Source organism: Bordetella pertussis 18323 (assembly GCF_000306945.1).
GTDB classification, from domain to species: Bacteria; Pseudomonadota; Gammaproteobacteria; order Burkholderiales; family Burkholderiaceae_B; genus Bordetella; species Bordetella pertussis.
Genome location: NC_018518.1, coordinates 2,339,415 through 2,361,951 on the forward strand (window position 1 = coordinate 2,339,415; position 22,537 = coordinate 2,361,951).

The 22,537-nt window shown below is 67.2% G+C and carries 21 protein-coding genes and 1 pseudogene; 5 read left to right on the top strand and 17 right to left on the bottom strand.

The window, feature by feature from the left end; all coding sequences use genetic code 11:
- Nucleotides 1–7 precede the first annotated feature (7 nt).
- From BN118_RS11055 to BN118_RS11080, 6 genes and pseudogenes are all read right to left on the bottom strand, one after another.
- Complete coding sequence (locus BN118_RS11055; protein WP_005012067.1) at nt 8–958, bottom strand: IS481-like element IS481 family transposase; 951 nt, start codon at nt 956–958, stop codon at nt 8–10.
- A 98-nt stretch (nt 959–1,056) separates the two neighbouring features.
- A complete protein-coding gene (locus BN118_RS11060) occupies nt 1,057–1,905 on the bottom strand; it encodes a type 2 periplasmic-binding domain-containing protein (RefSeq protein WP_014905830.1) in 849 nt (282 codons plus the stop codon).
- Between the two features lie 36 nt (nt 1,906–1,941).
- A complete protein-coding gene (locus tag BN118_RS11065) occupies nt 1,942–2,715 on the bottom strand; it encodes an ABC transporter permease (RefSeq protein WP_010930521.1) in 774 nt (257 codons plus the stop codon).
- Nucleotides 2,712–3,711, bottom strand: a pseudogene (locus tag BN118_RS11070) (ABC transporter substrate-binding protein). The gene BN118_RS11065 and the pseudogene BN118_RS11070 overlap by 4 nt, the downstream one beginning before the upstream one ends.
- 84 nt (nt 3,712–3,795) lie before the next feature.
- On the bottom strand, nt 3,796–4,572 hold the full coding sequence (locus BN118_RS11075) for an ABC transporter ATP-binding protein (protein ID WP_010930519.1): 777 nt from the start codon (nt 4,570–4,572) through the stop codon (nt 3,796–3,798).
- Nucleotides 4,573–4,726: 154 nt separating this feature from the next.
- Complete coding sequence (locus tag BN118_RS11080; RefSeq protein WP_014905831.1) at nt 4,727–6,331, bottom strand: ABC-F family ATPase; 1,605 nt, start codon at nt 6,329–6,331, stop codon at nt 4,727–4,729.
- A 380-nt stretch (nt 6,332–6,711) separates the two neighbouring features.
- Here BN118_RS11080 and BN118_RS11085 point away from each other — a divergent pair, with 380 nt between their 5' ends.
- The 4 genes from BN118_RS11085 to BN118_RS11100 all read left to right on the top strand — a co-directional run bounded on the left by BN118_RS11085 (nt 6,712) and on the right by BN118_RS11100 (nt 11,327).
- Nucleotides 6,712–7,836, top strand: a complete 1,125-nt coding sequence (locus BN118_RS11085; protein WP_003816541.1) for a TRAP transporter substrate-binding protein — start codon at nt 6,712–6,714, stop codon at nt 7,834–7,836.
- 126 nt (nt 7,837–7,962) lie between these two features.
- Complete coding sequence (locus BN118_RS11090) at nt 7,963–8,586, top strand: TRAP transporter small permease subunit (RefSeq protein ID WP_003810992.1); 624 nt, start codon at nt 7,963–7,965, stop codon at nt 8,584–8,586.
- A complete protein-coding gene (locus tag BN118_RS11095; protein ID WP_010930517.1) occupies nt 8,583–10,484 on the top strand; it encodes a TRAP transporter large permease in 1,902 nt (633 codons plus the stop codon). Before BN118_RS11090 ends, BN118_RS11095 begins: the two co-directional genes overlap by 4 nt.
- Before the next feature lie 48 nt (nt 10,485–10,532).
- Entirely contained in the window at nt 10,533–11,327 is a 795-nt protein-coding gene (locus BN118_RS11100) for an enoyl-CoA hydratase/isomerase family protein (protein WP_010930516.1), read from the top strand.
- Between the two features lie 12 nt (nt 11,328–11,339).
- On the opposite strand, the gene BN118_RS11105 is transcribed toward BN118_RS11100, so the two are convergent.
- Genes BN118_RS11105 through BN118_RS11115 form a run of 3 tightly spaced genes read right to left on the bottom strand, consistent with a single transcriptional unit; the run spans nt 11,340 to nt 13,685 of the window.
- Nucleotides 11,340–12,341: an LD-carboxypeptidase gene (locus BN118_RS11105; protein ID WP_010930515.1), complete on the bottom strand. Its 1,002-nt coding sequence runs from the start codon at nt 12,339–12,341 to the stop codon at nt 11,340–11,342.
- On the bottom strand, nt 12,338–12,844 hold the full coding sequence (tadA, locus tag BN118_RS11110) for a tRNA adenosine(34) deaminase TadA (protein WP_004568494.1): 507 nt from the start codon (nt 12,842–12,844) through the stop codon (nt 12,338–12,340). Before tadA ends, BN118_RS11105 begins: the two co-directional genes overlap by 4 nt.
- Entirely contained in the window at nt 12,837–13,685 is an 849-nt protein-coding gene (locus tag BN118_RS11115) for an HAD family hydrolase (protein WP_010930513.1), read from the bottom strand. Before BN118_RS11115 ends, tadA begins: the two co-directional genes overlap by 8 nt.
- A gap of 163 nt (nt 13,686–13,848) precedes the next feature.
- Here BN118_RS11115 and BN118_RS11120 point away from each other — a divergent pair, with 163 nt between their 5' ends.
- Nucleotides 13,849–14,799, top strand: a complete 951-nt coding sequence (locus tag BN118_RS11120; protein ID WP_005012808.1) for an IS481-like element IS481 family transposase — start codon at nt 13,849–13,851, stop codon at nt 14,797–14,799.
- Nucleotides 14,800–14,831: 32 nt separating this feature from the next.
- Here BN118_RS11120 and BN118_RS11125 read toward each other — a convergent pair whose 3' ends face one another.
- The 8 genes from BN118_RS11125 to BN118_RS11160 form a co-directional block, all read right to left on the bottom strand.
- A complete protein-coding gene (locus tag BN118_RS11125) occupies nt 14,832–15,401 on the bottom strand; it encodes a hypothetical protein (RefSeq protein ID WP_041166182.1) in 570 nt (189 codons plus the stop codon).
- A gap of 43 nt (nt 15,402–15,444) precedes the next feature.
- Complete coding sequence (locus tag BN118_RS11130; protein WP_005013747.1) at nt 15,445–16,395, bottom strand: IS481-like element IS481 family transposase; 951 nt, start codon at nt 16,393–16,395, stop codon at nt 15,445–15,447.
- A 155-nt stretch (nt 16,396–16,550) separates the two neighbouring features.
- Nucleotides 16,551–16,877: a monovalent cation/H(+) antiporter subunit G gene (mnhG, locus tag BN118_RS11135; protein WP_014905833.1), complete on the bottom strand. Its 327-nt coding sequence runs from the start codon at nt 16,875–16,877 to the stop codon at nt 16,551–16,553.
- Nucleotides 16,874–17,158 carry a K+/H+ antiporter subunit F gene (locus BN118_RS11140; RefSeq protein ID WP_003810975.1) on the bottom strand — a complete coding sequence of 95 codons (285 nt, stop codon included), beginning with the start codon at nt 17,156–17,158 and terminating at the stop codon, nt 16,874–16,876. Before BN118_RS11140 ends, mnhG begins: the two co-directional genes overlap by 4 nt.
- On the bottom strand, nt 17,155–17,634 hold the full coding sequence (locus BN118_RS11145) for a Na+/H+ antiporter subunit E (RefSeq protein WP_010930510.1): 480 nt from the start codon (nt 17,632–17,634) through the stop codon (nt 17,155–17,157). Before BN118_RS11145 ends, BN118_RS11140 begins: the two co-directional genes overlap by 4 nt.
- The gene (locus BN118_RS11150; protein WP_004568496.1) at nt 17,631–19,259 is read right to left on the bottom strand and encodes a monovalent cation/H+ antiporter subunit D; all 1,629 of its coding nucleotides are present in this window, start codon (nt 19,257–19,259) and stop codon (nt 17,631–17,633) included. The genes BN118_RS11145 and BN118_RS11150 overlap by 4 nt, the downstream gene beginning before the upstream one ends.
- Nucleotides 19,256–19,600, bottom strand: a complete 345-nt coding sequence (locus tag BN118_RS11155; RefSeq protein WP_003810969.1) for a Na+/H+ antiporter subunit C — start codon at nt 19,598–19,600, stop codon at nt 19,256–19,258. The genes BN118_RS11150 and BN118_RS11155 overlap by 4 nt, the downstream gene beginning before the upstream one ends.
- The gene (locus BN118_RS11160) at nt 19,600–22,533 is read right to left on the bottom strand and encodes a monovalent cation/H+ antiporter subunit A (RefSeq protein WP_003816550.1); all 2,934 of its coding nucleotides are present in this window, start codon (nt 22,531–22,533) and stop codon (nt 19,600–19,602) included. The genes BN118_RS11155 and BN118_RS11160 overlap by 1 nt, the downstream gene beginning before the upstream one ends.
- Between the last annotated feature and the right edge of the window lie 4 nt (nt 22,534–22,537).

A 22,537-nucleotide genomic window follows, 5' to 3' on the forward strand; every position in this document is an offset into this window, starting at 1 on the left:
ATGCCCCCTAGCTGTGAACTGTCAATAGGTTGTATTCGTCCAGGTTGAGTCTGGAGATGGGTACAGCGCGCCCGATGCCTTGGTGGGGTCGATGCCAGTTGTAGTGGTGTAGCCAGGATTTCATGGCATCGGCTCGGTGTTGGGAGTTCTGGTAGGTGTGAGCGTAAGCCCACTCACGCAAGGCCGACTGGATGAAGCGTTCGGCCTTGCCATTGGTCTGTGGGCGGTAAGGTCGGGTAAAGCGGTGCTTGATGCCCAGCTCATGGCACAGCGCGGCGAAGGCGCGGCTGCGAAAGGCCGAGCCATTGTCGGTGAGCAAGCGCTGGATGGTCACGCCCAGGCGCTGGTAGTAGGCCACTGCGTCCTTGAGGAACTGGACGGCGCTGGGGAAGCGCTCGTCGGGGTGGATGTCGGTGAAGGCCACGCGGGCGTGGTCATCGATGGCCACGAAGACGAAGTCCCAGCCGGCCCCCTCAACGGTATCGCGTCGGTTGCCCGTGACCCGGTGGCCAGGGCGCTGGATACGTCCCAGCTTCTTGATGTCGATGTGCAGCAGATCGCCGGGGGCCTGATGCTCGTAGCGCACCACCGGCTCGGCCGGCTCCAGGTCGGCCAGGTGCGACAGACCGGCGCGGGCCAGGACGCGGCTGACGGTGCTGGCTGACACGCCCAGCGCCTGGGCGATGCGCGCTTGGGTCAGCCGCTTGCGGCGCAGCTCCACGATAGCCAGCGCCTTGGCCGGCGCAATCGCTCGGGGCGAGACCGTCGGGCGCGAGGACGCATCGGCCAAGCCCGCCTGGCCCTGAGCCAGGAAGCGGCCCAGCCATTTGCGCACAGTCGGCGCGGTGACCCCATAGGCGCGGGCCGCTTCAGGCACACAAACTTGATGGGCGATCAATTGCTGGACCATTTCGAGTCGACGTAGGAAGGTCAATCGGGCATGCTTATGGGTGTTCATCCGGCCGGGCTCCTTGAGTGAACTGGGAGGTTGGCGATTTCCAGTTTCTCAAATCCGGTTCGGATGAACCATGCATACAACCTATTGAATCTTCACACCTAGCCGTGGCAGTCGGGCACTTCCTGGTCCAGGTACACGTCGAAGGCCACGTCGCGCGCCCATTTGGCCGTCATGGCCGTCCAGGCGCCCTCGCGGTGCCAGGCCTGCATCTGCGCGGCCAGCCAGGCCGCGTCGGCGGGCGCGGCCAGCCATACCAGTTCGGCGCGCGGCCCCTGCGGCGCCAACGTGGCCGAGAATTTCTTCCACTCGGGAAACTTCATCAGCGGCGCCCATACCGCATCGTCGATCAGCGCCAGGTCGCAGGCGCCTTCGCGCACCGCCACCAACGCATCGGACGGCGCGCGATAGGTGCGCACGGTCGCGCCATGGCGTTGCGCCAGCGCCTGCGCGCCCTGCGCGGCATCGGCCATGCATACGCTGCGCCCGGCCACGTCCTGCCAGCGCCGCAATGCGGTATCGCCGCGGATGACCGCCTTGGGCGCGGTCGCATATCCAGTTCCCACCACCGCCATGCCGGGCGCCTGCGCGGCCAGCGGCGCGCCATCGCGCCGATCGGCCAGCACCAGGTCGACCGCGCCCGACGCCAACTGCGCGGCGGCGTCGCCGGCCGCCAGGCGGCGCAACTGCAGCGGCAGGCCCAGTTGCCGGGCCAGCCGTTCGGCCGCCACGCCGTCCAGGCGTTCGGGCGTACGCACCTTCGCGCCGGCCAGCGGCGCATCCGCCAGGAACGGTACGCCGACGACCAGCACCCCGCGCGCGCACGCCGCCGCCAGCGGGTCGGCCGCGGCGCCGGGCTGCGCGGCCGCGCCGGGCAGCGCGGGCAGCGCCACGGCCAGCAGCGCGGCCAGGCACAGGCGGGAAAGATGGGAGGTAGACGGCGCGGTCATGGCGATGAAGGCGCGGGCGCCAGGCCCGCGCGTGGTTCAGACGTATTGGTAGCGCAACAGGCGATGCTTGAGGTTTTCCAGCACGAACTGGTCGATCAACGCGGCCAGCACGGCAATGACCAGGATGTTGGTCATCACGCCGGTCATGTCGGCGATCTCGCCCGAGTAGGCCAGCGAACGGCCCAGCCCCTTGCCGAAGCCGATCAGCATCTCGGCCGAGATGAGCGCGCGCCAGGCATTGCCGAAGGCCAGTTGCGCGCCGGTGATCAGCTCGGGCATGACCGCCGGCAGGTAGACGCGCTTGATCAGCCCCCAGCGCGTCGCCCCCATCACGCGGGCGGCCGAGACGTGCACGCGCTGCACGGACTCGGTCGCGTTCATGACGCTGAGCGCGGCCGGAAAGAACGCCGACAGCGCCACCACCACGATGATGGGCGTGTTGCCGAAGCCCATCACGATGAGGAACAGCGGCACCCAGGCGATCGACGGGATCGACTGCAGGATGACGATGGCGCTGCGCAGCACTTCGCGGAAGAAGAACAGCACCGCGGCGACCAGGCCGAAGCCGATACCGGCGGCCAGCGCCAGGCCATAGCCCGCGCCCAGGCGTCCCAGCGTGCCCAGCAGGCTCTGGTGGAACGAAGCCTGGCCGAGGTCCTCGACCAGGCGCTGCGCCACGGTGGGCACGCCCGGCATCAGGAAATCAGGCAGGACCCAGGCCGCCGCCTGCCACAGCGCCAGGATGAATAGCACGCCAAGCACCCCGGCGAGGTGCTTGCGTGCGCCGGTTACACGGGTGGAGGAGCTCAAAGCTTACGCGCCTCTTGCCAGGACAGGTCGACGATGCTCGAGACGTCGTACGGCTTGCCGTCGCGCGTCTTGAGCGAGCCCTGGGCCTGCAGGATATCGGCGATCTCCTGCAGGCGGTTGGTGTCCTTGTCGGTCAGCTTGGGCGTGAACACCTGCGTGCTGATGGCCTCGGAGATCACCGTCTCGCGCGGCAGCTCGCCGCGGGTCAGGGTCTTGAGAGTGGGTTCGGCGATGAAGTAGGAAGCGATCAGGCGCGACGCGTCGGCCGGCTTGTTCTGCAGCAGGTCGATGGCTTCCTTCTGCGCGTCGAGCGCCTTCCAGACGTCATCCTTGCGCTTGGCCAGCACATCGCCGGAAGTGATCACCACCATGCAGGGGAACGGCCAGGCCTGCCCCACTTCGTAGATCTGCTTGACCGGCGCCACCAGCTGGGCGATGCGGTCGTACGGCTCGAACAGGAACGCGGCGTCCACGCGCTTGCCGACCAGCGACTGCACCGCGACGGCGGGGCTGCCCCCCCATGACATTGACGTCGTCGGCGCCCAGCTTGCCTTCCTTGAGCACCACGCCCTTGAGCACCACGTCGGCAGTGCTGCCTTCGGCCTGCGAGGCCAGGGTCTTGCCCTTCAGGCCGGCGATATCCTTGATGTCGGAATCGTCGCGCACCAGCAGCGAATGGTAGCCCTGCTGCGCGCCGCCCACCACTTTCAGGTCGGCTCCCTTCGAGGCCCAGGCCACGGCGTTGGTGAAACCCAGCACGCCGATGTCGAGCTGGCCGCCCACGATGGCCTTGATCAGGTCGGTGCCCGACTTGAATTCGATCAGCTCCGAGTCCAGCCCGGCCTTCTTGTAGTAGCCGCCTTCTTGCGCGACGATGGCCTGCGCATCGTCCATCACGCGCAGATAGCCCACGCGGAATTTCTCGGCGGCCATCGCCGGGGCGGCGGCCAGCAGCGCCGCGGCCAGCGGCAGGGACAGCCATTGCTTCAGTTTCATGATGCGAGTCTCCAGGGATCGGCAAATAGGCCGCGGGCCGGCGGGCCCGCGACACGGTATCGGTATGACGGAACGAGGCCTGCCTCAGGCGGCCAGCGCTACCTTGGGGCCATGGCCGTGGCCATGGCTGTCGACTTCGATGCCGAGCAGACGCAGGATTTCCCGCTTCTCGCTGGCCAGGTCGGACAGGTCGTGGCTCTTGGCGCGGTGGGCCAGGTTGAATTCGCGCAGCACGCGGGCCGGGCGCTGGCTGAACACGACGATGCGGTCGGCCAGGAACAGGGCTTCGTCGACGTCGTGGGTGACCAGCACCACCGACGGCTTCTCCTGCTCGATCAGCTGGCGCAGCACGTCCTGCAGGCTCAGCCGGGTCAGGGCATCCAGCGCGCCGAAAGGCTCGTCCATCAGCAGGGTCTGCGGCTGGGCGATGAAGGCGCGCGCCAAGGCGGCGCGCTGACGCATGCCGCCGGAAACCTGATGGGGATAGTAGGCGTCGAAACCGCCCAGGCCGACGCGCTCGAGCCAGTGCACGGCCTGCTGGCGCGCCTGCGCCTTGGGCGCGTTCTGGAATTCCAACGCCAGCGCCACGTTGTCGCGCAGCGTCAGCCACGGATAGAGGGCGTGCTCCTGGAACACCAGGGTGCGGCTGGGGTGCGGCCCCTGCACCGGCTTGCCGTCGGCCAGCACACGGCCCTGCGAGGCCTGCTCCAGGCCGGCCGCCAGATGCAGCAGGGTCGATTTGCCGCAGCCCGAGGGACCGACCAGCGCAACCAGCTCGCCGGTCTTGAATTCGCTGGAAAAGCCCTCCACGACGTTGAGCGAGCCGAAGCTCTTGTGGACGTGATCGAAAGTCAGATTCATGGGCTTGCTCGGGCACCGCGGCGCCAAACGAAAGGACAGGCCCTAATCTAACAATCGGTTATATGAACACAAACTATATTTATAGAATGTTTTAACTACCTGTCGTTATAAGCATGCCGCGGGCGGCCGGCCAGGCCGCGCGCGGGCGCCCCGCTTACGCCTCGATGCCGCGCGAAGCCAGGTAATCCTCGTAGCCGCCGCGATAGTCGACCAGCTCGCCGTCGGGCAGGATCTCGATGATGCGCGTGGCCAGCCCCGAGACGAACTCGCGGTCGTGCGACACGAAAATCAGCGCGCCTTCGTACTTTTCCAGCGCGAACTGCAGCGATTCGATGGATTCCATGTCCAGGTGGTTGGTGGGCTCGTCGAGCAGCATGACGTTGTGCCGGCCCAACATCAGGCGGCCGAAGGTCATGCGGTTCTTCTCGCCGCCGGACAGCACCTTGGGCGCCTTGGGGAGATCGTCGCCGGAGAACAGCAGCCGGCCCAGCGCGGACCGGATCGACTGGTCGTCGTCGCCCGGCTGGCGATGCTCGGCCATCCAGTCGAACAGGTTGATGTCGCCCTGCTGGAACTGGTCGGACACGTCCTGGGCCATGTAGCCGATGTCGGCGTTCTCGGACCACTTGACGGTGCCCGAATCCGGCGCCAGGTCGGTCGCCAGCATGCGCAGCAGCGTGGTCTTGCCCACCCCGTTGGCGCCGATGATGGCGACTTTCTCGCCGGCGTCGACCATGGCGGAGAAATCGCGGATGACCGGCTGGTCGTACGACTTGGACAGCTTCTCGATCGTGACCGCCAGGCGGTGCATGACCTTGTTCTGCTCGAAGCGGATGTACGGGTTCTGGCGCGACGAGGACTTGACCTCGACCTGGTCGGCCTTGATGCGGTCGATCTGCTTCAGGCGCGACGTGGCCTGGCGCGACTTGGACTTGTTGGCCGCGAACCGGCGCACGAAGTCCTGCAGTTCGACGATGCGCTCCTTGGCCTTGGCGTTGTTGGCCGTCAGGCGCTCGCGGGCCTGGGTGGAGGCCAGCATGTAGTCATCGTAGTTGCCGGGGTAGACGCGGATCTCGCCATAGTCCACGTCTGCCATGTGGGTGCAGACCTGGTTCAGGAAGTGCCGGTCGTGGCTGATGATGATCATCGTGCTCTGGTAGCCGTTGAGCACGTTCTCCAGCCAGCGGATCGTATTGATGTCCAGGTTGTTGGTGGGCTCGTCCAGCAGCAGCACGTCGGGGTTGGAGAACAGCGCCTGCGCCAGCAGCACGCGCAGCTTCCAGCCGGGCGCGATTTCGCGCATGAGCAGGTTGTGCTGGTCCACGGCGATCTCCAGGCCTAGCAGGAGTTCGCCGGCGCGCGCTTCGGCCGTGTAGCCGTCGTATTCGGCGAACTTGGCTTCCAGGTCGGCCGCGCGCATGTAGTCGTCTTCGGTGGCCTCGGGGTTGGCGTAGATCGCGTCGCGCTCGGACATGGCCGCCCACATCTCGGTGTGGCCCATCATGACCACGTCCAGCACCCGCACCTCCTCGAAGGCGAACTGGTCCTGGCGCAGCTTGCCCAGCCGCACGCCGGGTTCGAGCGACACGTTGCCCGCCGAGGGCTCGAGGTCGCCGCCGATGATTTTCATGAAGGTCGACTTGCCGGAACCGTTGGCCCCGATCAGACCATACCGGTTGCCTTCCCCGAACTTGACGCTGACGTTTTCGAAAAGCGGCTTGGGGCCGAACTGGATAGTGAGATTGGCAGTGGAAATCACGGTGTATGTGCGAGCCTGACGCGCCGCAAGGGCGCAATGGAGATAAATCCGGCAGTGTACCAAGTTGCGCCGCTCGCCTCGCCGACACGCCGCAGGCGCCGCTGCGGAGATATCTGTACAGGTGCTAGGGTTATTCCCGACGTTAGGCAGATTGTCAGCCAGCGCCATGCAAGGTTTAATCCCCCAGGGCCGATTGATAATGAAAGGCTACTGAAAGAAACACGGTTTTGTATGCAAATGTTTGCATACCCCGTCCGGCGCTGCCAGTGCCCTTCAGTATTCAATACCAATCGGCTCGCGCAGCGGCGCGATCCCTCGCGCAAGACTTACCGCAGTAACAAAAAGCTGGTCCTTGTAGTCCACTCAGGAGACAACACGCCATGCAACACGTTACGCAGTCCCGTCGCAAATTCATTTCCGGTGCCGGAGCGGTCGCGGGGACCGCCGTGCTGGGATTTCCCGCCGTCACGCGCGCCCAGGGCTCCCCGGTGAGCATGCGGTTCCAGAGCACCTGGCCCGCCAACGATATTTTCCACGAGTTCGCCCAGGATTACGCCCGCAAGGTCAACGATATGGCCGAAGGCCAGCTCAAGATCGAGGTGCTGCCGGCCGGCGCGGTCGTCAAGGCTTTCGACCTGCTCGACGCGGTATCGGCCGGCACGCTGGACGGCGGCCACGGCGTGGTGGCGTACTGGTATGGCAAGAACACGGCGGTGGCGCTGTGGGGTTCGGGCCCCTCGTTCGGCATGGACGCCAACATGCTGCTGGCCTGGCACGAATATGGCGGCGGCAAGGAGCTCTTGACTGAAATCCAGAAGGCCATGGGCGTGAACGTGACCTCGCTGATGTACGGCCCCATGCCGACCCAGCCGTTCGGCTGGTTCAAGAAACCCATCACCAAGGCCGACGACGTCAAGGGCGCGAAATTCCGCACCGTGGGCCTGGCCATCGACATGTACAGCGCCATGGGCGCGGCGGTCAACGCCCTGCCCGGCGGTGAAATCGTGCCCGCCCTGGACCGCGGCCTGCTCGACGGCGCCGAATTCAACAACGCCTCGTCCGACCTGGCGCTGGGCTTCCAGGACGTCTCCAAGATCTGCATGCTGCAGAGCTTCCACCAGAGCGCCGAGCAGTTCGAGATCCTGTTCAACAAGAACAAGTACGACGCCCTGCCCAAGCACCTCAAGCACATCCTGGCGTACGCCGCGCAGGCGGCCAGCGCCGACATGTCGTGGAAGGCCGCGGACCGCTACTCCAAGGACTACATCAAGCTGCAGAAGGACCACAACGTCAAGTTCTACAAGACGCCCGACGCCATACTGCAGCAGCAGCTCAAGATCTGGGACGAGATGATCGCCAAGCGCTCGGCCGAGAATCCGTTGTTCAAGAAAGTGCTGGATTCGCAACGCCAGTTCGCCGAACGCGCCGGCCGTTGGAGCAACGATACCAACGTCAATTTCCGCATGGCGTTCAATCACTACTTCGCCCGCAAGCAACCCGCTTGACCGGACCGGCTTGCGCCGGCGCTGCGCGCCGTGGGACGGCGGGCAGCGCCGGCGCAAGCCGTGCCGCGTCGCGACGCGCTCGCGCAGCGCGTTACTCCTCCCATCCCATGAACGGGGCCCGCGCTCATGCTGCGATTGATACGTTTGGTAGACAGGCTGTCCACTTTCGTGGGCCAGGCCTTTGCCTGGCTCATTGTCGTCCTTACCCTGCACATATGCTGGGAAGTCTCGGCGCGCTACATCCTCAACACGCCCAGCGCCTGGGCCTTCGACCTGCAACTGATGTACTACGGCATCCTGTTCATGATGGCGGGCGCCTATACGCTGGCCAAGAACGGCCACGTACGCGGTGACATCCTCTACGGTTTCCTGCCGCCGCGCGTGCAGGCCGGACTGGACCTGCTGCTGTACATCCTGTTTTTCATTCCCGGCGTCGTCGCCATGGTGTGGGCCGGCTGGTACTACGCCGGCGAGTCGATCGCCATCCGCGAACACTCGTCGCTGATGGCCAACGGGCCGCCCATCTATCCGTTCAAGGCTTTCATCCCGATCGCCGGCGCGTTCCTGCTGCTGCAGGGCCTGGCCGAGATCGCGCGCTGCCTGCTGTGCCTGCGCAAGGGCCAATGGCCGTCGCGCGCCGAAGACGTGGAAGAGGTCGACGTCGACAAGCTCAAGGAAATGGTGCACGTCAAGGACGAAGACATCGCCGAGCTGGACCAATACGTTGAAAAGGGAGAGCAGACCCGATGAAAATCCACAAAGCACTGTGGTTCGGTTTGTCGTGCATCGGGCTGGTGTTGTTGATGATCGCTTTCCTGACCCCGTGGGACCATCTGGCCACGGGGCACATCGGGCTGCTGATGCTGGCCCTGATCGTCGTCGCCATCATGCTGGGCTTTCCGACCGCCTTCACGCTCATGGGCATGGGCGTGCTGTTCACCTTCCTGGCCTATTTCATGCAGCACGAGGACGGCGCGCGCGCGGTCCGCCAGACGCTGGACCTGATGGTGCAGCGCACGTACGCCACCATGACCAACGACTCGCTGATCTCGGTGCCGCTGTTCGTGTTCATGGGCTATCTGGTGGAGCGAGCCAACCTGATCGAACGGCTGTTCCGCTCCATGCATCTGGCGCTGGCGCGCCTGCCCGGCGCGCTGGGCGTGGCCACCCTGATCACCTGCGCCATCTTCGCCACCGCCACCGGCATCGTCGGCGCGGTGGTCACGCTGATGGGCCTGCTGGCCATGCCGGCCATGCTCAAGGCCGGCTACAGCGTGCGCCTGACCGCGGGCTCGATCACGGCCGGCGGCTGCCTGGGCATCCTGATCCCGCCTTCGGTCATGCTGATCGTCTACGGCGCGACCACCGGCGTGTCGGTGGTGCAACTGTACGCCGGCGCGTTCTTTCCGGGCATCATGCTGGCGGGCCTGTACGTGCTGTACGTCATGGTCGTGGCCAAGCTGCGCCCGGACATGGCGCCGCCGCTGTCCAAGGAGGAACGCCATATCCCCTTGCAGCCTGGCGCCGAAGTGCTGCGCCAGCAAGGCCATCGCCATGCCGTGCCCGGGCTGCTGGCCGGGCTGTTCAAGCGCCGCGATCCGCAAGTGACCGGCAGCTTCCTGGCGCGCAACCTGATGCTGGTGGTCGCGCCGCTGGCGGCCTTCGTGCTGATCACCGGGGCCACCTACGACACCTTGACCGAGCCGCCGGTCGTCTACGAGATCCCGGATGAATTGCGGCTGGGCAGCGGCGACAGCTTCGACAGCGGACTGGCCGAACCGCCCAGCGAGGACGGCGGGCTCGCCGAGCCGCCCGGCGCGGCCGCGGCGCCCGAGACAGCGGCCGCGCAGGTCGAGGCGGCCGAAGCCGCCGAGGACGCCGCCGCCGAACGCTTGCCGGCGCCTTACGGATTCTGGATCTTCTTCGCGGTCTGCGTGGCGCTGCTGGCGGTCTTCTATGCGCTGCTGAACTGGAGCCGCCTGGAAGTGTTCCGGCTGCTGATGAGCTCGTTCTTCCCGCTGGCCCTGATGATCGTGGCGGTGCTGGGCTCGATCGTGTTCGGCCTGGCCACGCCCAGCGAGGCGGCCGCCATGGGCGCGCTGGGCGGCGCCCTGCTCGCGCTGGCCTACCGGCGCCTGACCATGCCGGTGCTCAGGGAATCGGTGTACCTGACGGCCAAGACCAGCGCCATGGTGTGCTGGCTGTTCGTCGGCTCGTCGATTTTCTCGGCGGCCTTCGCGCTGCTGGGCGGCCAGGGCATCGTGGAACAATGGGTGCTATCGCTGGGGCTGACGCCGATCCAGTTCATGCTGCTGGCGCAGATCATCATCTTCCTGCTGGGCTGGCCGCTGGAGTGGACGGAGATCATCGTGATCTTCATGCCGATCTTCGTGCCGCTGCTCAAGGCCTTCGGCATCGACCCGCTGTTCTTCGGCCTGCTGGTGGCGCTGAACCTGCAGACGGCGTTCCTGTCGCCGCCGGTGGCCATGTCGGCCTTCTACCTGAAGGGCGTGGCGCCGCCGCACGTGACGCTGAACCAGATTTTCCTGGGTATGATGCCGTTCATGGGCATTCAGTTGCTGGCCATCTTCCTGCTGTACATGTTCCCTGGCATCGGCCTGTGGCTGCCCACGGTCCTGTACCGCTAGAATCCCTGCCCCGCGTGGCCGGTCCCCGTTTCATGGAGTCGTCGTCGTATGCTGCAAACGTTGGAAGTTGCCTACGGGCCGCAGACCGCAGTGGTCTGGTTGAACCGGCCCGATGTGCGCAATGCGCTGGACCCTCGGATGATCGCCGAGCTGACCGAGACCTTCATGGCGCTGGGCGCCGACAACGAGGTGCGCGCCATCGTCCTGGCCGGGCGCGGCAAGGCGTTCTGCGCCGGCGCGGACCTCAACTGGATGCGCCGCAGCGCGCAGGCCGGCGACGCCGAGAACCGCGCCGACGCGCAGACGTTGGCGACCATGCTGCACACGATCTACACCTGCCCCAAGCCCACCATCGCGCGCATCCATGGCCCGTGCATGGCGGGCGGCATGGGCCTGGCCGCGGCCTGCGACATTGCCGTGGCCTCGCACGAGGCGCGCTTCGCCCTGACCGAAACGCGCCTGGGGCTGATTGCCTCGATGATCTCGCCCTATGTGCTGCGCGCCATGGGCGCACGCACCGCCAGCCGCTGGTTCCTGAGCGCCGAGGTCTTCGAGGCGACCGAGGCCTGGCGCATCGGGCTGGTGCACGAACTGTGCGAGGCGGACCGGCTCGACGGCCAGATCAACGAATTGCTGGGCAGCTTCATGCTGACCTCGCCCCATGCGGTGGCGCAGGCCAAGCGGCTGATCCGTGACGTGGCGGGCGCGCCGATCGACGCCGCCCTGCTGGAAGAAACCGCCGCCCGCATCGCCGAACAGCGCGCCAGCGCCGACGGCCGCGAGGGCCTGGCCTCTTTCCTGGAAAAACGCCAGCCCGCCTGGGTGCCCCGGCAGGACACGTAGCGGGGCCTGCGTTCAGTGGGTGTGCTCGTCGATGACGAGGTGGGCCATGCCGCGTTCGGTGGCCAGGCCCACCTTCTTGCCGATGGGCAGCGTGGCCTTGGTATCGGTATGGCCGTACGGCAGGCCGGTCACGACCGGCACCTTCACCGTCTTGCGCAGCCAGCCCACCACCGCGTGCATGTCGTAGCCATTGTCGTGGGCGGCCAGCCGGTAGTCGGAGAAGCTGCCCAGCACGATCGCCTTCTGCCGCTCCAGCACGCCGGCCTGCCATAGCTGGGCCAGCATGCGCTCGACCCGGTACGGATGCTCGGCCACGTCTTCGAGGAACAGGATGCCGCCGCGCACCTTGGGCATGTACGGCGTGCCCAGCAGCGACACCAGCGTGGCCAGGTTGCCGCCCCACAGCACGCCGCGGCCGTCGAAGGCATCGGCGTCGCGCGTCTCGAAGCTGAGGATCTCCAGCTCGCCGCGCATGATCTCGCCAAACAGCGCCACGGTCAGTTCATCGGTTTTCGCCAGCCCGAAGTCGCGCACGGCGGTCGCGCCGCTGTAGCTGACCGCGCCGGTCTGAGCCAGCAAGGCCAGGTTGAAGGCGGTGAAATCGCTCATGCCGACGAAACGCTTGCCGCTGTCGGCCATGGCGCGCCAGTCGATCATGGGCAGCAGGCGGATCAGGCCGTAGCCGCCGCGGGTGGCCATCACGATGGGATGCTTTTGCTTGATCGCCCGCTGCAGGCCGGCCGCGCGCTGCTTGTCGGTGCCGGCGAAGCGCTGGTGCACCGCCAGCGCGGCGCGGTCGACCTTGGTCTGGAACCCCTCGGCGGCCAGCCGCTGGCAGGCCAGTTCCAGCTCGGCCGCATCGCGCACCGCCGACGACGGCGATACCAGGTAAATGCCGCTGGCCTGCGCCGGCGCGTGGGCGCAGCCCGCGTCGCAGACATGGCCAGGTTCGTGGCCGTGATGCTCGTGGTGATCGTGCCCGTGGGAGGCCGGCGGATTTTTCTTCTTGGTCATACTGGGGATTCCTTGGCGCGGCGGGCGCGGAAAAAACCACGCAGCAATTCGCCGCAGGGCTCGGCGAGCACGCCGCCGGTGATGGTCGTGTGATGGTTCAGTTGGCCGACGGCCCCCACGTCGAGCACGCTGCCGCAGGCGCCCGTCTTGGGATCGCGGGCGCCGTAGACGACCCGCGCCAGGCGCGCGTGCAGCATGGCGCCGATGCACATCACGCAGGGCTCCAGCGTGACGTACAGCGACACGCCGGGCAAGCGGTAATTGTCCAGCCGGCGCGCCGCGGCGCGCAGCGCCACGATCTCGGCATGCGCGGTAGGGTCGCGGTCGATGATGGTGCGGTTGTAGCCCGTGCCCAGCACCTCGCCCTGGGCATCGACCACCACGGCGCCGACCGGCACTTCGCCCAGACGCGCGGCCTCTTGCGCCTGCTCCAGCGCCAGCGCCATCAGGCGCGCGTGGTCGTCGACGCAGGGATCGGTCTCGCTCACGAACGCATCAGCCACGATAGACCCGCGACTTCAGCGCGATGCGCCCGGCCAGGCTGGTGACGGCCTCTTCCAGCCACTGGTACAGCTCGGCCTGCTCGTCGTAGCGGGCCTGGTTGAGGTTGGACACGCGCCCTTCCTCGATGAAGCCCCAGGCCCGGCTGCGCTTGTCGCGGTGCTTGGGATCCCAGACGCCGAAGGCAAAGCCGCCGGCGCTGCGGATCAGCGAAAAGCACGGGATGTCGGTGTAGCCGTCGCCCACGAACACCATCTGGTCGAATGGCACGCGCAGGCGGTCTTCGGGCACCTTGCGGTTGACCTCGAACGGCTTGTTGCGGTATTCGCGGCCGATCAGGCCCTTCTGGATATGGAACAGGTAGCGCGTCTTGTCGGTGAAGCTGACGATGCGGCGCGGGAAGCTGATGCCGCCGTCTTCGCCGTAGACGAACTCGGAGGCCCAGATTTCCGTGAATTCGTGGGCGATCGGCGTGGCGCGCACCACGTCGCCGATGCCGCTGGAAATCAGGTAGAACTCCAGCTGGACCTTCGGGTGCTCGGCGCGCACCGCGGCGCGCAAGCGGCCGAACAGCGTCTGCACGCCGTCGTGCAACGCCAGCCGGACGCCCCATTCGCGCAGGCGCTCGCGGGTGATCAGGCCGTGGCTGCCCTGCCTGGACAGCTGGATCATCTGGTACAGGTAGGCCGGCACCGGATCCCAGTCCTGCTGCGAGAGCAGCGGATCGACCTGGTCTTTCCAGAACGACGCCGTATCGACGCCGATGCTCTCGAGAAAGCCGGTGGTGCTGTCGGAGGCCAGCGTGTCGTCGAAATCGAAAACCAGGGCGATGACGTCGGACATGGATAAAGGACTTAAAGGGTCGGACAGCCGACATTTTGCCTGAATGCGAGCGGGCCCGGCACTAGCTGTGAAGATTCAATAGGTTGTATGCATGGTTCATCCGAACCGGATTTGAGAAACTGGAAATCGCCAACCCCCCAGTTCACTCAAGGAGCCCGGCCGGATGAACACCCATAAGCATGCCCGATTGACCTTCCTACGTCGACTCGAAATGGTCCAGCAATTGATCGCCCATCAAGTTTGTGTGCCTGAAGCGGCCCGCGCCTATGGGGTCACCGCGCCGACTGTGCGCAAATGGCTGGGCCGCTTCCTGGCTCAGGGCCAGGCGGGCTTGGCCGATGCGTCCTCGCGCCCGACGGTCTCGCCCCGAGCGATTGCGCCGGCCAAGGCGCTGGCTATCGTGGAGCTGCGCCGCAAGCGGCTGACCCAAGCGCGCATCGCCCAGGCGCTGGGCGTGTCAGCCAGCACCGTCAGCCGCGTCCTGGCCCGCGCCGGTCTGTCGCACCTGGCCGACCTGGAGCCGGCCGAGCCGGTGGTGCGCTACGAGCATCAGGCCCCCGGCGATCTGCTGCACATCGACATCAAGAAGCTGGGACGTATCCAGCGCCCTGGCCACCGGGTCACGGGCAACCGACGCGATACCGTTGAGGGGGCCGGCTGGGACTTCGTCTTCGTGGCCATCGATGACCACGCCCGCGTGGCCTTCACCGACATCCACCCCGACGAGCGCTTCCCCAGCGCCGTCCAGTTCCTCAAGGACGCAGTGGCCTACTACCAGCGCCTGGGCGTGACCATCCAGCGCTTGCTCACCGACAATGGCTCGGCCTTTCGCAGCCGCGCCTTCGCCGCGCTGTGCCATGAGCTGGGCATCAAGCACCGCTTTACCCGACCTTACCGCCCACAGACCAATGGCAAGGCCGAACGCTTCATCCAGTCGGCCTTGCGTGAGTGGGCTTACGCTCACACCTACCAGAACTCCCAACACCGAGCCGATGCCATGAAATCCTGGCTACACCACTACAACTGGCATCGACCCCACCAAGGCATCGGGCGCGCTGTACCCATCTCCAGACTCAACCTGGACGAATACAACCTATTGACAGTTCACAACTAGCCGGGCCCGCTCGCGCATCCGGGCGTGTCCGTTCAGCGCATGACCGGCGGCGGCGCCACCGTGCCGGCGGGCGGCGGCTGCAGCCCGCCCGGAGCAGCGCCAGGCATCTGGCCGCTGGGCATCTGGCCGCTGGGCATCTGGCTGCCGGGCATCAGCCTGCCCGGCGTGGAGCCCGGCGTGCCGGCCGGCACCTGGATGACGGTTTCACGCAGCACGCCCCCGCCGCCGACGCTGCCGCGCGTGGTGGTGTTGCCGGAGGTCATCTGCGTGATGCAATCCTGTTGCTGCGAGGCGGGCAGGTTCTTGCAGCGCATCATGGCGTTGTCCTGGTAGCGCCCCTCCTGCTTGTCGTCCAGCCGGTTGCGCTGGCTTTCCTGGCGCGCGGCGCCGGCCTCGCGCAGGCAGGTGGCGCGGTCCTGGCTGGTGTCGCCGCTATTGCAGCGCTGCACGTCCATCTGGTACTGGCTCTGGCCGGAGCCCGTGCCGGCCGCATGCGCGCCGAAGGCCATCAGACTGCCCGCGCCCAGCGCCAGGGCCCCGCACCATCGTTGGATACGAATCTTCGACATGTTTCGCTCCTTGAAGTAGGCGGCGGCCGTCATGGCCTGCCGCTGACCTTTCTACCATAAGGGATTACCCGGTCGCCTAGGTGTGAACTGTCAATAGGTTGTATTCGTCCAGGTTGAGTCTGGAGATGGGTACAGCGCGCCCGATGCCTTGGTGGGGTCGATGCCAGTTGTAGTGGTGTAGCCAGGATTTCATGGCATCGGCTCGGTGTTGGGAGTTCTGGTAGGTGTGAGCGTAAGCCCACTCACGCAAGGCCGACTGGATGAAGCGTTCGGCCTTGCCATTGGTCTGTGGGCGGTAAGGTCGGGTAAAGCGGTGCTTGATGCCCAGCTCATGGCACAGCGCGGCGAAGGCGCGGCTGCGAAAGGCCGAGCCATTGTCGGTGAGCAAGCGCTGGATGGTCACGCCCAGGCGCTGGTAGTAGGCCACTGCGTCCTTGAGGAACTGGACGGCGCTGGGGAAGCGCTCGTCGGGGTGGATGTCGGTGAAGGCCACGCGGGCGTGGTCATCGATGGCCACGAAGACGAAGTCCCAGCCGGCCCCCTCAACGGTATCGCGTCGGTTGCCCGTGACCCGGTGGCCAGGGCGCTGGATACGTCCCAGCTTCTTGATGTCGATGTGCAGCAGATCGCCGGGGGCCTGATGCTCGTAGCGCACCACCGGCTCGGCCGGCTCCAGGTCGGCCAGGTGCGACAGACCGGCGCGGGCCAGGACGCGGCTGACGGTGCTGGCTGACACGCCCAGCGCCTGGGCGATGCGCGCTTGGGTCAGCCGCTTGCGGCGCAGCTCCACGATAGCCAGCGCCTTGGCCGGCGCAATCGCTCGGGGCGAGACCGTCGGGCGCGAGGACGCATCGGCCAAGCCCGCCTGGCCCTGAGCCAGGAAGCGGCCCAGCCATTTGCGCACAGTCGGCGCGGTGACCCCATAGGCGCGGGCCGCTTCAGGCACACAAACTTGATGGGCGATCAATTGCTGGACCATTTCGAGTCGACGTAGGAAGGTCAATCGGGCATGCTTATGGGTGTTCATCCGGCCGGGCTCCTTGAGTGAACTGGGGGGGTGGCGATTTCCAGTTTCTCAAATCCGGTTCGGATGAACCATGCATACAACCTATTGAATCTTCACACCTAGGCTACGAAAATGTTACAAGACCCTGGCACACGTAAATCGGCGCCGCCCTGCCCTCAGGCGCTGTCGTCGGCGCGCCGCGCGCGGTACACGGCCGCGCGCATCAGCAGCATGCCGGTGACAGGGGAAGTCAGCACCAGCAGCATGCCGATCACGAATTCGTGCACCACCGGCCGCATGGACAGGCTGGAGAACACCAGGATCGAGGCGGTGAGCACGCTGCATGCCCCCATGGTGTTGCCCAGCGTGGGCGCATGGATGCGGGCGTAGAAATGGCCGAAGCGCAGCATGCCCAGCGCGCCGGTCAGGGTCAGCAGCCCGCCCAGCACCAGCAGGATGGCGGCCGGGATGCCGGCCCACAGCGGAATGTCGACGTCGCTCATGGCTCGATCACCTCGCCGCGCAGCAGGAACTTCGCCATGGCGGTCGAGCCGACGAAGCCGAACAGCGCGATCAGCAGCGCGATATCGAAATACACCGGCGTGCCGGCGCGGATGCCGAACACCAGCATGGTCAGCATGCCGCTGACGTACAGGGAGTCCAGCGCCAGCACGCGGTCTTGCGCGGTCGGCCCGCGCAGCAGCCGGATCGCCGCGCAGGCCATCGCCAGCGCAAAGCACAGCAAGGCGAACGACGCCGACCAGTACAGGACGATGTTCATCATTCGAATACCTCTATCAGGGTGCGTTCGTAGCGCTGCTTGACCAGCGCGATCCACGCCTCTTCATTCTGCAGGTCCAGCACGTGCAGGACCAGCTTGCCGTCGATGATGTCGACCCACACCGTACCCGGCGTGTAGGTCACGATGCAGGCCAGGATGGCCAGGCCGTGCGGGTCGTGCAGGTCGAGCGGAATGGCGATGAAGCCGGGCGAGAAATCCGGGCGCCGCTGCCACACCAGCCGCGCCACCGCGACGTTGGAGCGGACGATGTCGGCGAACACGCGCGCGGCCAGCCCGGGCAGCAGCCACAGGCTGCGCGGCTTGCCGCGCAGCGGCCGCAACCGGCTGGACGCCCAGCCCAGCCACAGCGCCAGCGCCGCGCCCAGCGCCAGCTGGCCGATCGAGGCGGATTGGTTGAGCATTAGCCACAGCGCCAGCATGGCCAGCGGCAGCAAGGCAAGGTAGTAGCGCCGCATCACAGGCCCTCCGACAGCGCGCGCGCCGGCTGCTTGGCGAGCACTGCGTTCACGTAGCTAGCGGGCCGGTCCAGCGACTGGGCGGCGGCGTCCAGGTAGGCCGATACCGGCCCGGCGCCCGCGGCCAGCACCACGCACAGCAGCAGCAGTACCGCGACCGGCCCGGCCTCCATCAGCCGCAGGCGGGGCGTGACCCGGTCGTCGGAGCTCCAGAATATCCGGATGCCGACGCGGCCCAGCGCGATCAGCCCAGCCAGGCCCGACAACAGCACCAGCGCCACCAGCACCCAGGCATCGAGCGCCACGGACGGCGTATTGGCCGCCGTCACCGCCGCCGACAGCAGCGAGAACTTGGCCACGAAGCCCGACAGCGGCGGCAGCCCCGTCACCAGCAAGGCGCAGGACACGAAGGCCAGGCCGAGAAAGGCCATTGCGGCCGGAATCGCCACGCCCACGACGTCGTCGGACCGGTTGGGCGTGGACGGATCGTCCAGGTCGAACAGGTCCATGGTGACGGCCAGCACGTTGGCCCCGAAGCTGCGGGTGCGCTCGATCAGTTCGACCAGCATGAACAGCGCCCCGGTGGCCAGCACCGAGCTGATCAGGTAGAACAGCGCCGGCCCGGTCAAGGTCACGCCGGGCATGCCCAAGGCCGTCAGCAGCGTGCCGGCCGAGACGATGACGCAATAGCCGGTCAGCTTTTCGAGCTGCTGGTTGGCCAGCAGGCCCAGTCCCCCGAACACCAGCGTGGCCAGCCCCGCCGCGAACATCCAGTCCAGGCTGAAAGCCGCCGGCGCGCCGGTGGGCAGCAGCAGCGAGCCGATGCGCAGCAAGGCGTAGATGCCGACCTTGGTCATGATGGAAAACAGCGCCGCCACCGGCGCGGCCGCCGAGCCGTAACCCTTGACCAGCCAGAAGTTGAGCGGCCAGGCGCCGGCCTTGACCAGGAAGGCCACCCCCAGGATGGCCGCGCCGGCCTCGAACAGGCTGCGCTCGCCGCCCGTCAGCGTGCCGGCGCGCAAGGCCAGGTCGGCCAGGTTGAGCGTGCCGGTCACGCCGTAGATCAGCGCGATGCTGATCAGCAGCAGGAACGAGGCCACCAGGTTGACCGCGATGTATTGCAGGCCGGCCGTAACGCGCGCGATGCCCGAGCCGTGCAGCATCAACCCATAGGACGCCGCCAGCAGCACCTCGAAGAACACGAACAGGTTGAACAGGTCTCCGGTCAGGAAGGCGCCGTTCAGCCCCATCAGCAGGAACTGGTACAGCGAATGGAAATGCACCCCGGCGCGGTCCCAGCGGGCCAGCGAGTAGATCAGCGCGGCCAGGCCCAGCACGGCGGTCAGCGCCAGCATGACGGCGGCCAGGCGGTCGACCACCAGCACGATGCCGAACGGCGCCGGCCAATCGCCCGGCAGGTACACGCCGATGCCGTCGGGCCAGATGCCGCCGGCGCCGGCGGCCAGGCTCAGCAAGGCGATGGCGCTGGCCAGCTGCAGCAGCGAGGACAGCAAACCGATACCCGCGCGGGTCTTGCGCTGCGTATCGGGCAGCAACAGCATGAGCGCGCCCGCGATAAGGGGCACCGTAATGGGGTAGATAGGCAGGTGCTGCAGCCAGTCGATCAAGATTCAGGCTCCCGGCCGTCGACGTGGTCGGTGCCGGTCAGCCCGCGCGAGGCCAACAGCACCACGAGAAAAAGCGCCGTGGTGGCAAAACCGATCACGATCGCGGTCAGCACCAGGGCTTGCGGCAAGGGGTCGGCATAAGCCGCGGCGTCGACCGGCGCCGAGGCGCTGACCACGGGCGGCCTGCCCACCGTCAGGCGCCCCATGCCGAAAATGAACAGGTTCACCGCGTACGACAGCAGCGACAGGCCCATGATGACCTGGAAGGTGCGTGGCCGCAGCAGCAGCCACACTCCCGAACCGGCCAACACGCCTATGGCCAGGGCATAAACGACTTCCATCAGGCAGGACTCCCGGTTTGCGCGACCGCCTGGGCCTCGACGGCCGCCTGGCGCTGCGCGCGCAACGATTGGTGGGCCAGCGCCACCAGCACCAGCACCGTGGCGCCGACCACCAGCATGTAGACGCCGAGGTCGAACAGCAGCACGCTGGATAGATGCACATGGCCGACGACGGGCAGCGCCACGTCCCAGGCCAGCGCCGACAGGAACGGCCGCAGCGCCAGCCAGGCCGAGACCGCGGCGCCGCCGGCGGCCAGCAGGCCCAGGCCGACCCAGTGCTGCGGATTGAGGCGGCTGCGCGACTCGACCCAGTACACGCCGCCGACCATGTACTGCAGGATGATCGCGGTGGCCATGACCAGGCCGCCGACAAAGCCGCCGCCGGGCAGGTTGTGGCCGCGCAGCAGCAGGTAGACCGACACCAGCACCGCCACCGGCAGCAGCAGCCGCACCAGCACGGCCGGAATCATCATCGGCCCGGCCGGCAACGGCGACTTGGTGTCCGGCGCCGGCCGCTCGCCGGTCTCGTCGACCGTCGGCATGCCGTCCTGCTCGCGTTGCTGATGCGGCAGCTCGACGCTTTCGGGCGCCGGACGGAAGCGGCGCAGCAGCGCGTAGACCGTCAATGCCACGATGCCGAGCACGGTGATTTCGCCCAGGGTATCGAAGCCGCGGAAATCGACCAGGATCACGTTGACCACGTTGGTCCCGCCCCCATCGGGCAGCGCGCGCTCGGTAAAGAAGCTGGAGATCGTGTCGCCCACCGGACGCGTCAGCACCGCGTAGGCCAGCGCGGCCATGCAGGCGCCGGCCACGCCCGCCAGCCCCAGGTCGCGCAGGCGGCGCACCCGCGCGCGCAGGTCGGGACGGTCTTCGTCGCCGCCGGTCTGGATGCGCCGCGGCAGCCAGCGCAGGCCCAGCAGCAGCAGCACCACCGTCACCACCTCTACGGCCAGCTGGGTCAGCGCCAGGTCGGGCGCCGAGAACCAGACGAAGGTCAGGCAGGTGATCAGCCCCGCGCCGCCGGACAGCGTCAGCGATGCGAGCCGGTGGTATTTGGCCTGGTAGGCCGCGCCCAGCGCGCAGGCCGCCCCGACCACCCACAGGATCGCGAACGCGGGGTCGGCCGGCGTCAGGCGCGCCTGGCCCGCCAGCCAGCCGCCCGCGCGCAGCGGCAGCCAGGCCACCCACAGGGTGCCCAGCACGATGACCAGCATCTGCACCTGCATGCGCGAGGACGCCAGGTAGCGCAGCAGCCAGGCGGCCGCCACGCTGGAGGCATCGAGCAGGTACTCGAAGGTACGCCGGCCGTCGAAGCGATAGATGAACGGCACCAGCCCCGGATGGGCGCGCTGGCGCGCCCGCAGCGCCAGGTACAGCAGCACGCCGGCAGTCAGCGCGACGAAGCTCATGGCCAGCGGCAGGTTGAAGCCATGCCACACCGACAGGCTGTACTGCGGCATGTGCTCGCCCAGGATGCTGCTGGCGGCCAGGTGCAGGATCGGCCCCAGCGTCACGCCGGGCAGCACGCCCACCACCAGGCACACCATGACCAGCAAGGCGCTGGGCAGCAGCATCCAGCGCGGCGGCTCGTGCGGCGCGCGCGGCAGGTCTTCGGCCGGCGGGCCGAAGAACACCTGCAGGATAAAGCGCAGCGAATAGGTCACGCTGAACGCGCCGGCCAGCGTCGCCATCAGCGGCAGGCCCCACCGCACCAGCACGTCGCCGCTGACGAAGGTGGTCTCGGCGAAGAACATCTCCTTGGAGATGAAGCCATTGAGCAGCGGCACCCCGGCCATCGAGGCGGCCGCCACCATGGCCAGCGTGGCCGTGATGGGCATGGCCCCGTACAGGCCGCTCAGGCGCCCGACGTCGCGCGTACCGGTTTCATGGTCGACGATGCCCGCGGCCATGAAGAGCGAGGCCTTGAAGGTGGCGTGGTTGACCATGTGGAAGATCGCCGCCACCAGGCCGAGCGAGCTGTTCAAGCCCAGCATGAGCGTGATCAGCCCCAGGTGGCTGATGGTCGAATAGGCCAGCACCCCTTTCATGTCCTGCTGGAAAATCGCCGCGTAGGCGCCCAGCACCAGCGAGCACAGGCCGGCGCCGCCGATGATCCAGAACCATTCGTCGGTACCCGCCAGCACGGGCCAGAAGCGCGCCAGCAGGAAAACGCCCGCCTTGACCATGGTGGCCGAATGCAGATAGGCCGACACCGGCGTGGGCGCGGCCATGGCGTTGGGCAGCCAGAACTGGAACGGGAACTGGGCGCTCTTGGTCAGCGCGCCCAGCGCGATCAGGACCAGCACCGCCGGATACCAGGGGTCGGCGCGCACGATATCGCCCGCGGCCAGCACCTGGTCCATGTCGTAGCTGCCGACGATGTGGCCGAGCATCAGCACGCCGGCCAGCAGGCTCAGGCCGCCGGCGCCGGTGACCGTCAGGGCCATGCGCGCGCCGCGCCGGGCGTCGAGCCGGTGGTGCCAATAGGCGATCAGCATGAACGAGGCCAGGCTGGTCATTTCCCAGAACATGACCAGCTGGATCAGGTTGCCGGACATCACCACGCCCAGCATGGCGGCCATGAACGCCTGGAAGAACGAGAAAAAGCGCGGCACCGGGTCTTCCGGCGACATGTAGTAGCGCGCATACAGCACGACCAGCGCGCCCATGCCCGAGACGATCAGCGCGAACAGCCAGGCATAGCCGTCCATGCGCAGGGTGAACTGCAGCCCCAGCGCCGGCGCCCACGGCAGGTCGGCGCGGATCACGCCGCCGGCGGCGATCTGGGGATAGAGGCTGGCCACCAGCAAGGTGCAGGCCAGGGCGATCAGGCCAGCCAGCCAGGCTTCCGCATTGCGGGCATTGGCCGGCAGCAAAGCGGCACACAGACTGCCGAGAAACGGCAGGGCGAGTACTAGTAATAGCGACATGGCG

Excerpts from the sequence above, each read along its gene's own strand:
- BN118_RS11140 (WP_003810975.1), bottom strand. The coding sequence starts at position 17,158 with ATGATGAACATCGTCCTGTACTGGTCGGCGTCGTTCGCCTTGCTGTGC.
- BN118_RS11085 (WP_003816541.1), top strand. The coding sequence starts at position 6,712 with ATGCAACACGTTACGCAGTCCCGTCGCAAATTCATTTCCGGTGCCGGA.
- BN118_RS11125 (WP_041166182.1), bottom strand. The coding sequence starts at position 15,401 with ATGACGGCCGCCGCCTACTTCAAGGAGCGAAACATGTCGAAGATTCGT.
- BN118_RS11105 (WP_010930515.1), bottom strand. The coding sequence starts at position 12,341 with ATGACCAAGAAGAAAAATCCGCCGGCCTCCCACGGGCACGATCACCAC.
- BN118_RS11055 (WP_005012067.1), bottom strand. The coding sequence starts at position 958 with ATGAACACCCATAAGCATGCCCGATTGACCTTCCTACGTCGACTCGAA.
- BN118_RS11060 (WP_014905830.1), bottom strand. The coding sequence starts at position 1,905 with ATGACCGCGCCGTCTACCTCCCATCTTTCCCGCCTGTGCCTGGCCGCG.
- BN118_RS11075 (WP_010930519.1), bottom strand. The coding sequence starts at position 4,572 with ATGAATCTGACTTTCGATCACGTCCACAAGAGCTTCGGCTCGCTCAAC.
- BN118_RS11100 (WP_010930516.1), top strand. The coding sequence starts at position 10,533 with ATGCTGCAAACGTTGGAAGTTGCCTACGGGCCGCAGACCGCAGTGGTC.
- mnhG (WP_014905833.1), bottom strand. The coding sequence starts at position 16,877 with ATGAGCGACGTCGACATTCCGCTGTGGGCCGGCATCCCGGCCGCCATC.
- BN118_RS11120 (WP_005012808.1), top strand. The coding sequence starts at position 13,849 with ATGAACACCCATAAGCATGCCCGATTGACCTTCCTACGTCGACTCGAA.
- BN118_RS11115 (WP_010930513.1), bottom strand. The coding sequence starts at position 13,685 with ATGTCCGACGTCATCGCCCTGGTTTTCGATTTCGACGACACGCTGGCC.
- BN118_RS11090 (WP_003810992.1), top strand. The coding sequence starts at position 7,963 with ATGCTGCGATTGATACGTTTGGTAGACAGGCTGTCCACTTTCGTGGGC.
- BN118_RS11160 (WP_003816550.1), bottom strand. The coding sequence starts at position 22,533 with ATGTCGCTATTACTAGTACTCGCCCTGCCGTTTCTCGGCAGTCTGTGT.
- BN118_RS11130 (WP_005013747.1), bottom strand. The coding sequence starts at position 16,395 with ATGAACACCCATAAGCATGCCCGATTGACCTTCCTACGTCGACTCGAA.
- BN118_RS11155 (WP_003810969.1), bottom strand. The coding sequence starts at position 19,600 with ATGGAAGTCGTTTATGCCCTGGCCATAGGCGTGTTGGCCGGTTCGGGA.
- BN118_RS11095 (WP_010930517.1), top strand. The coding sequence starts at position 8,583 with ATGAAAATCCACAAAGCACTGTGGTTCGGTTTGTCGTGCATCGGGCTG.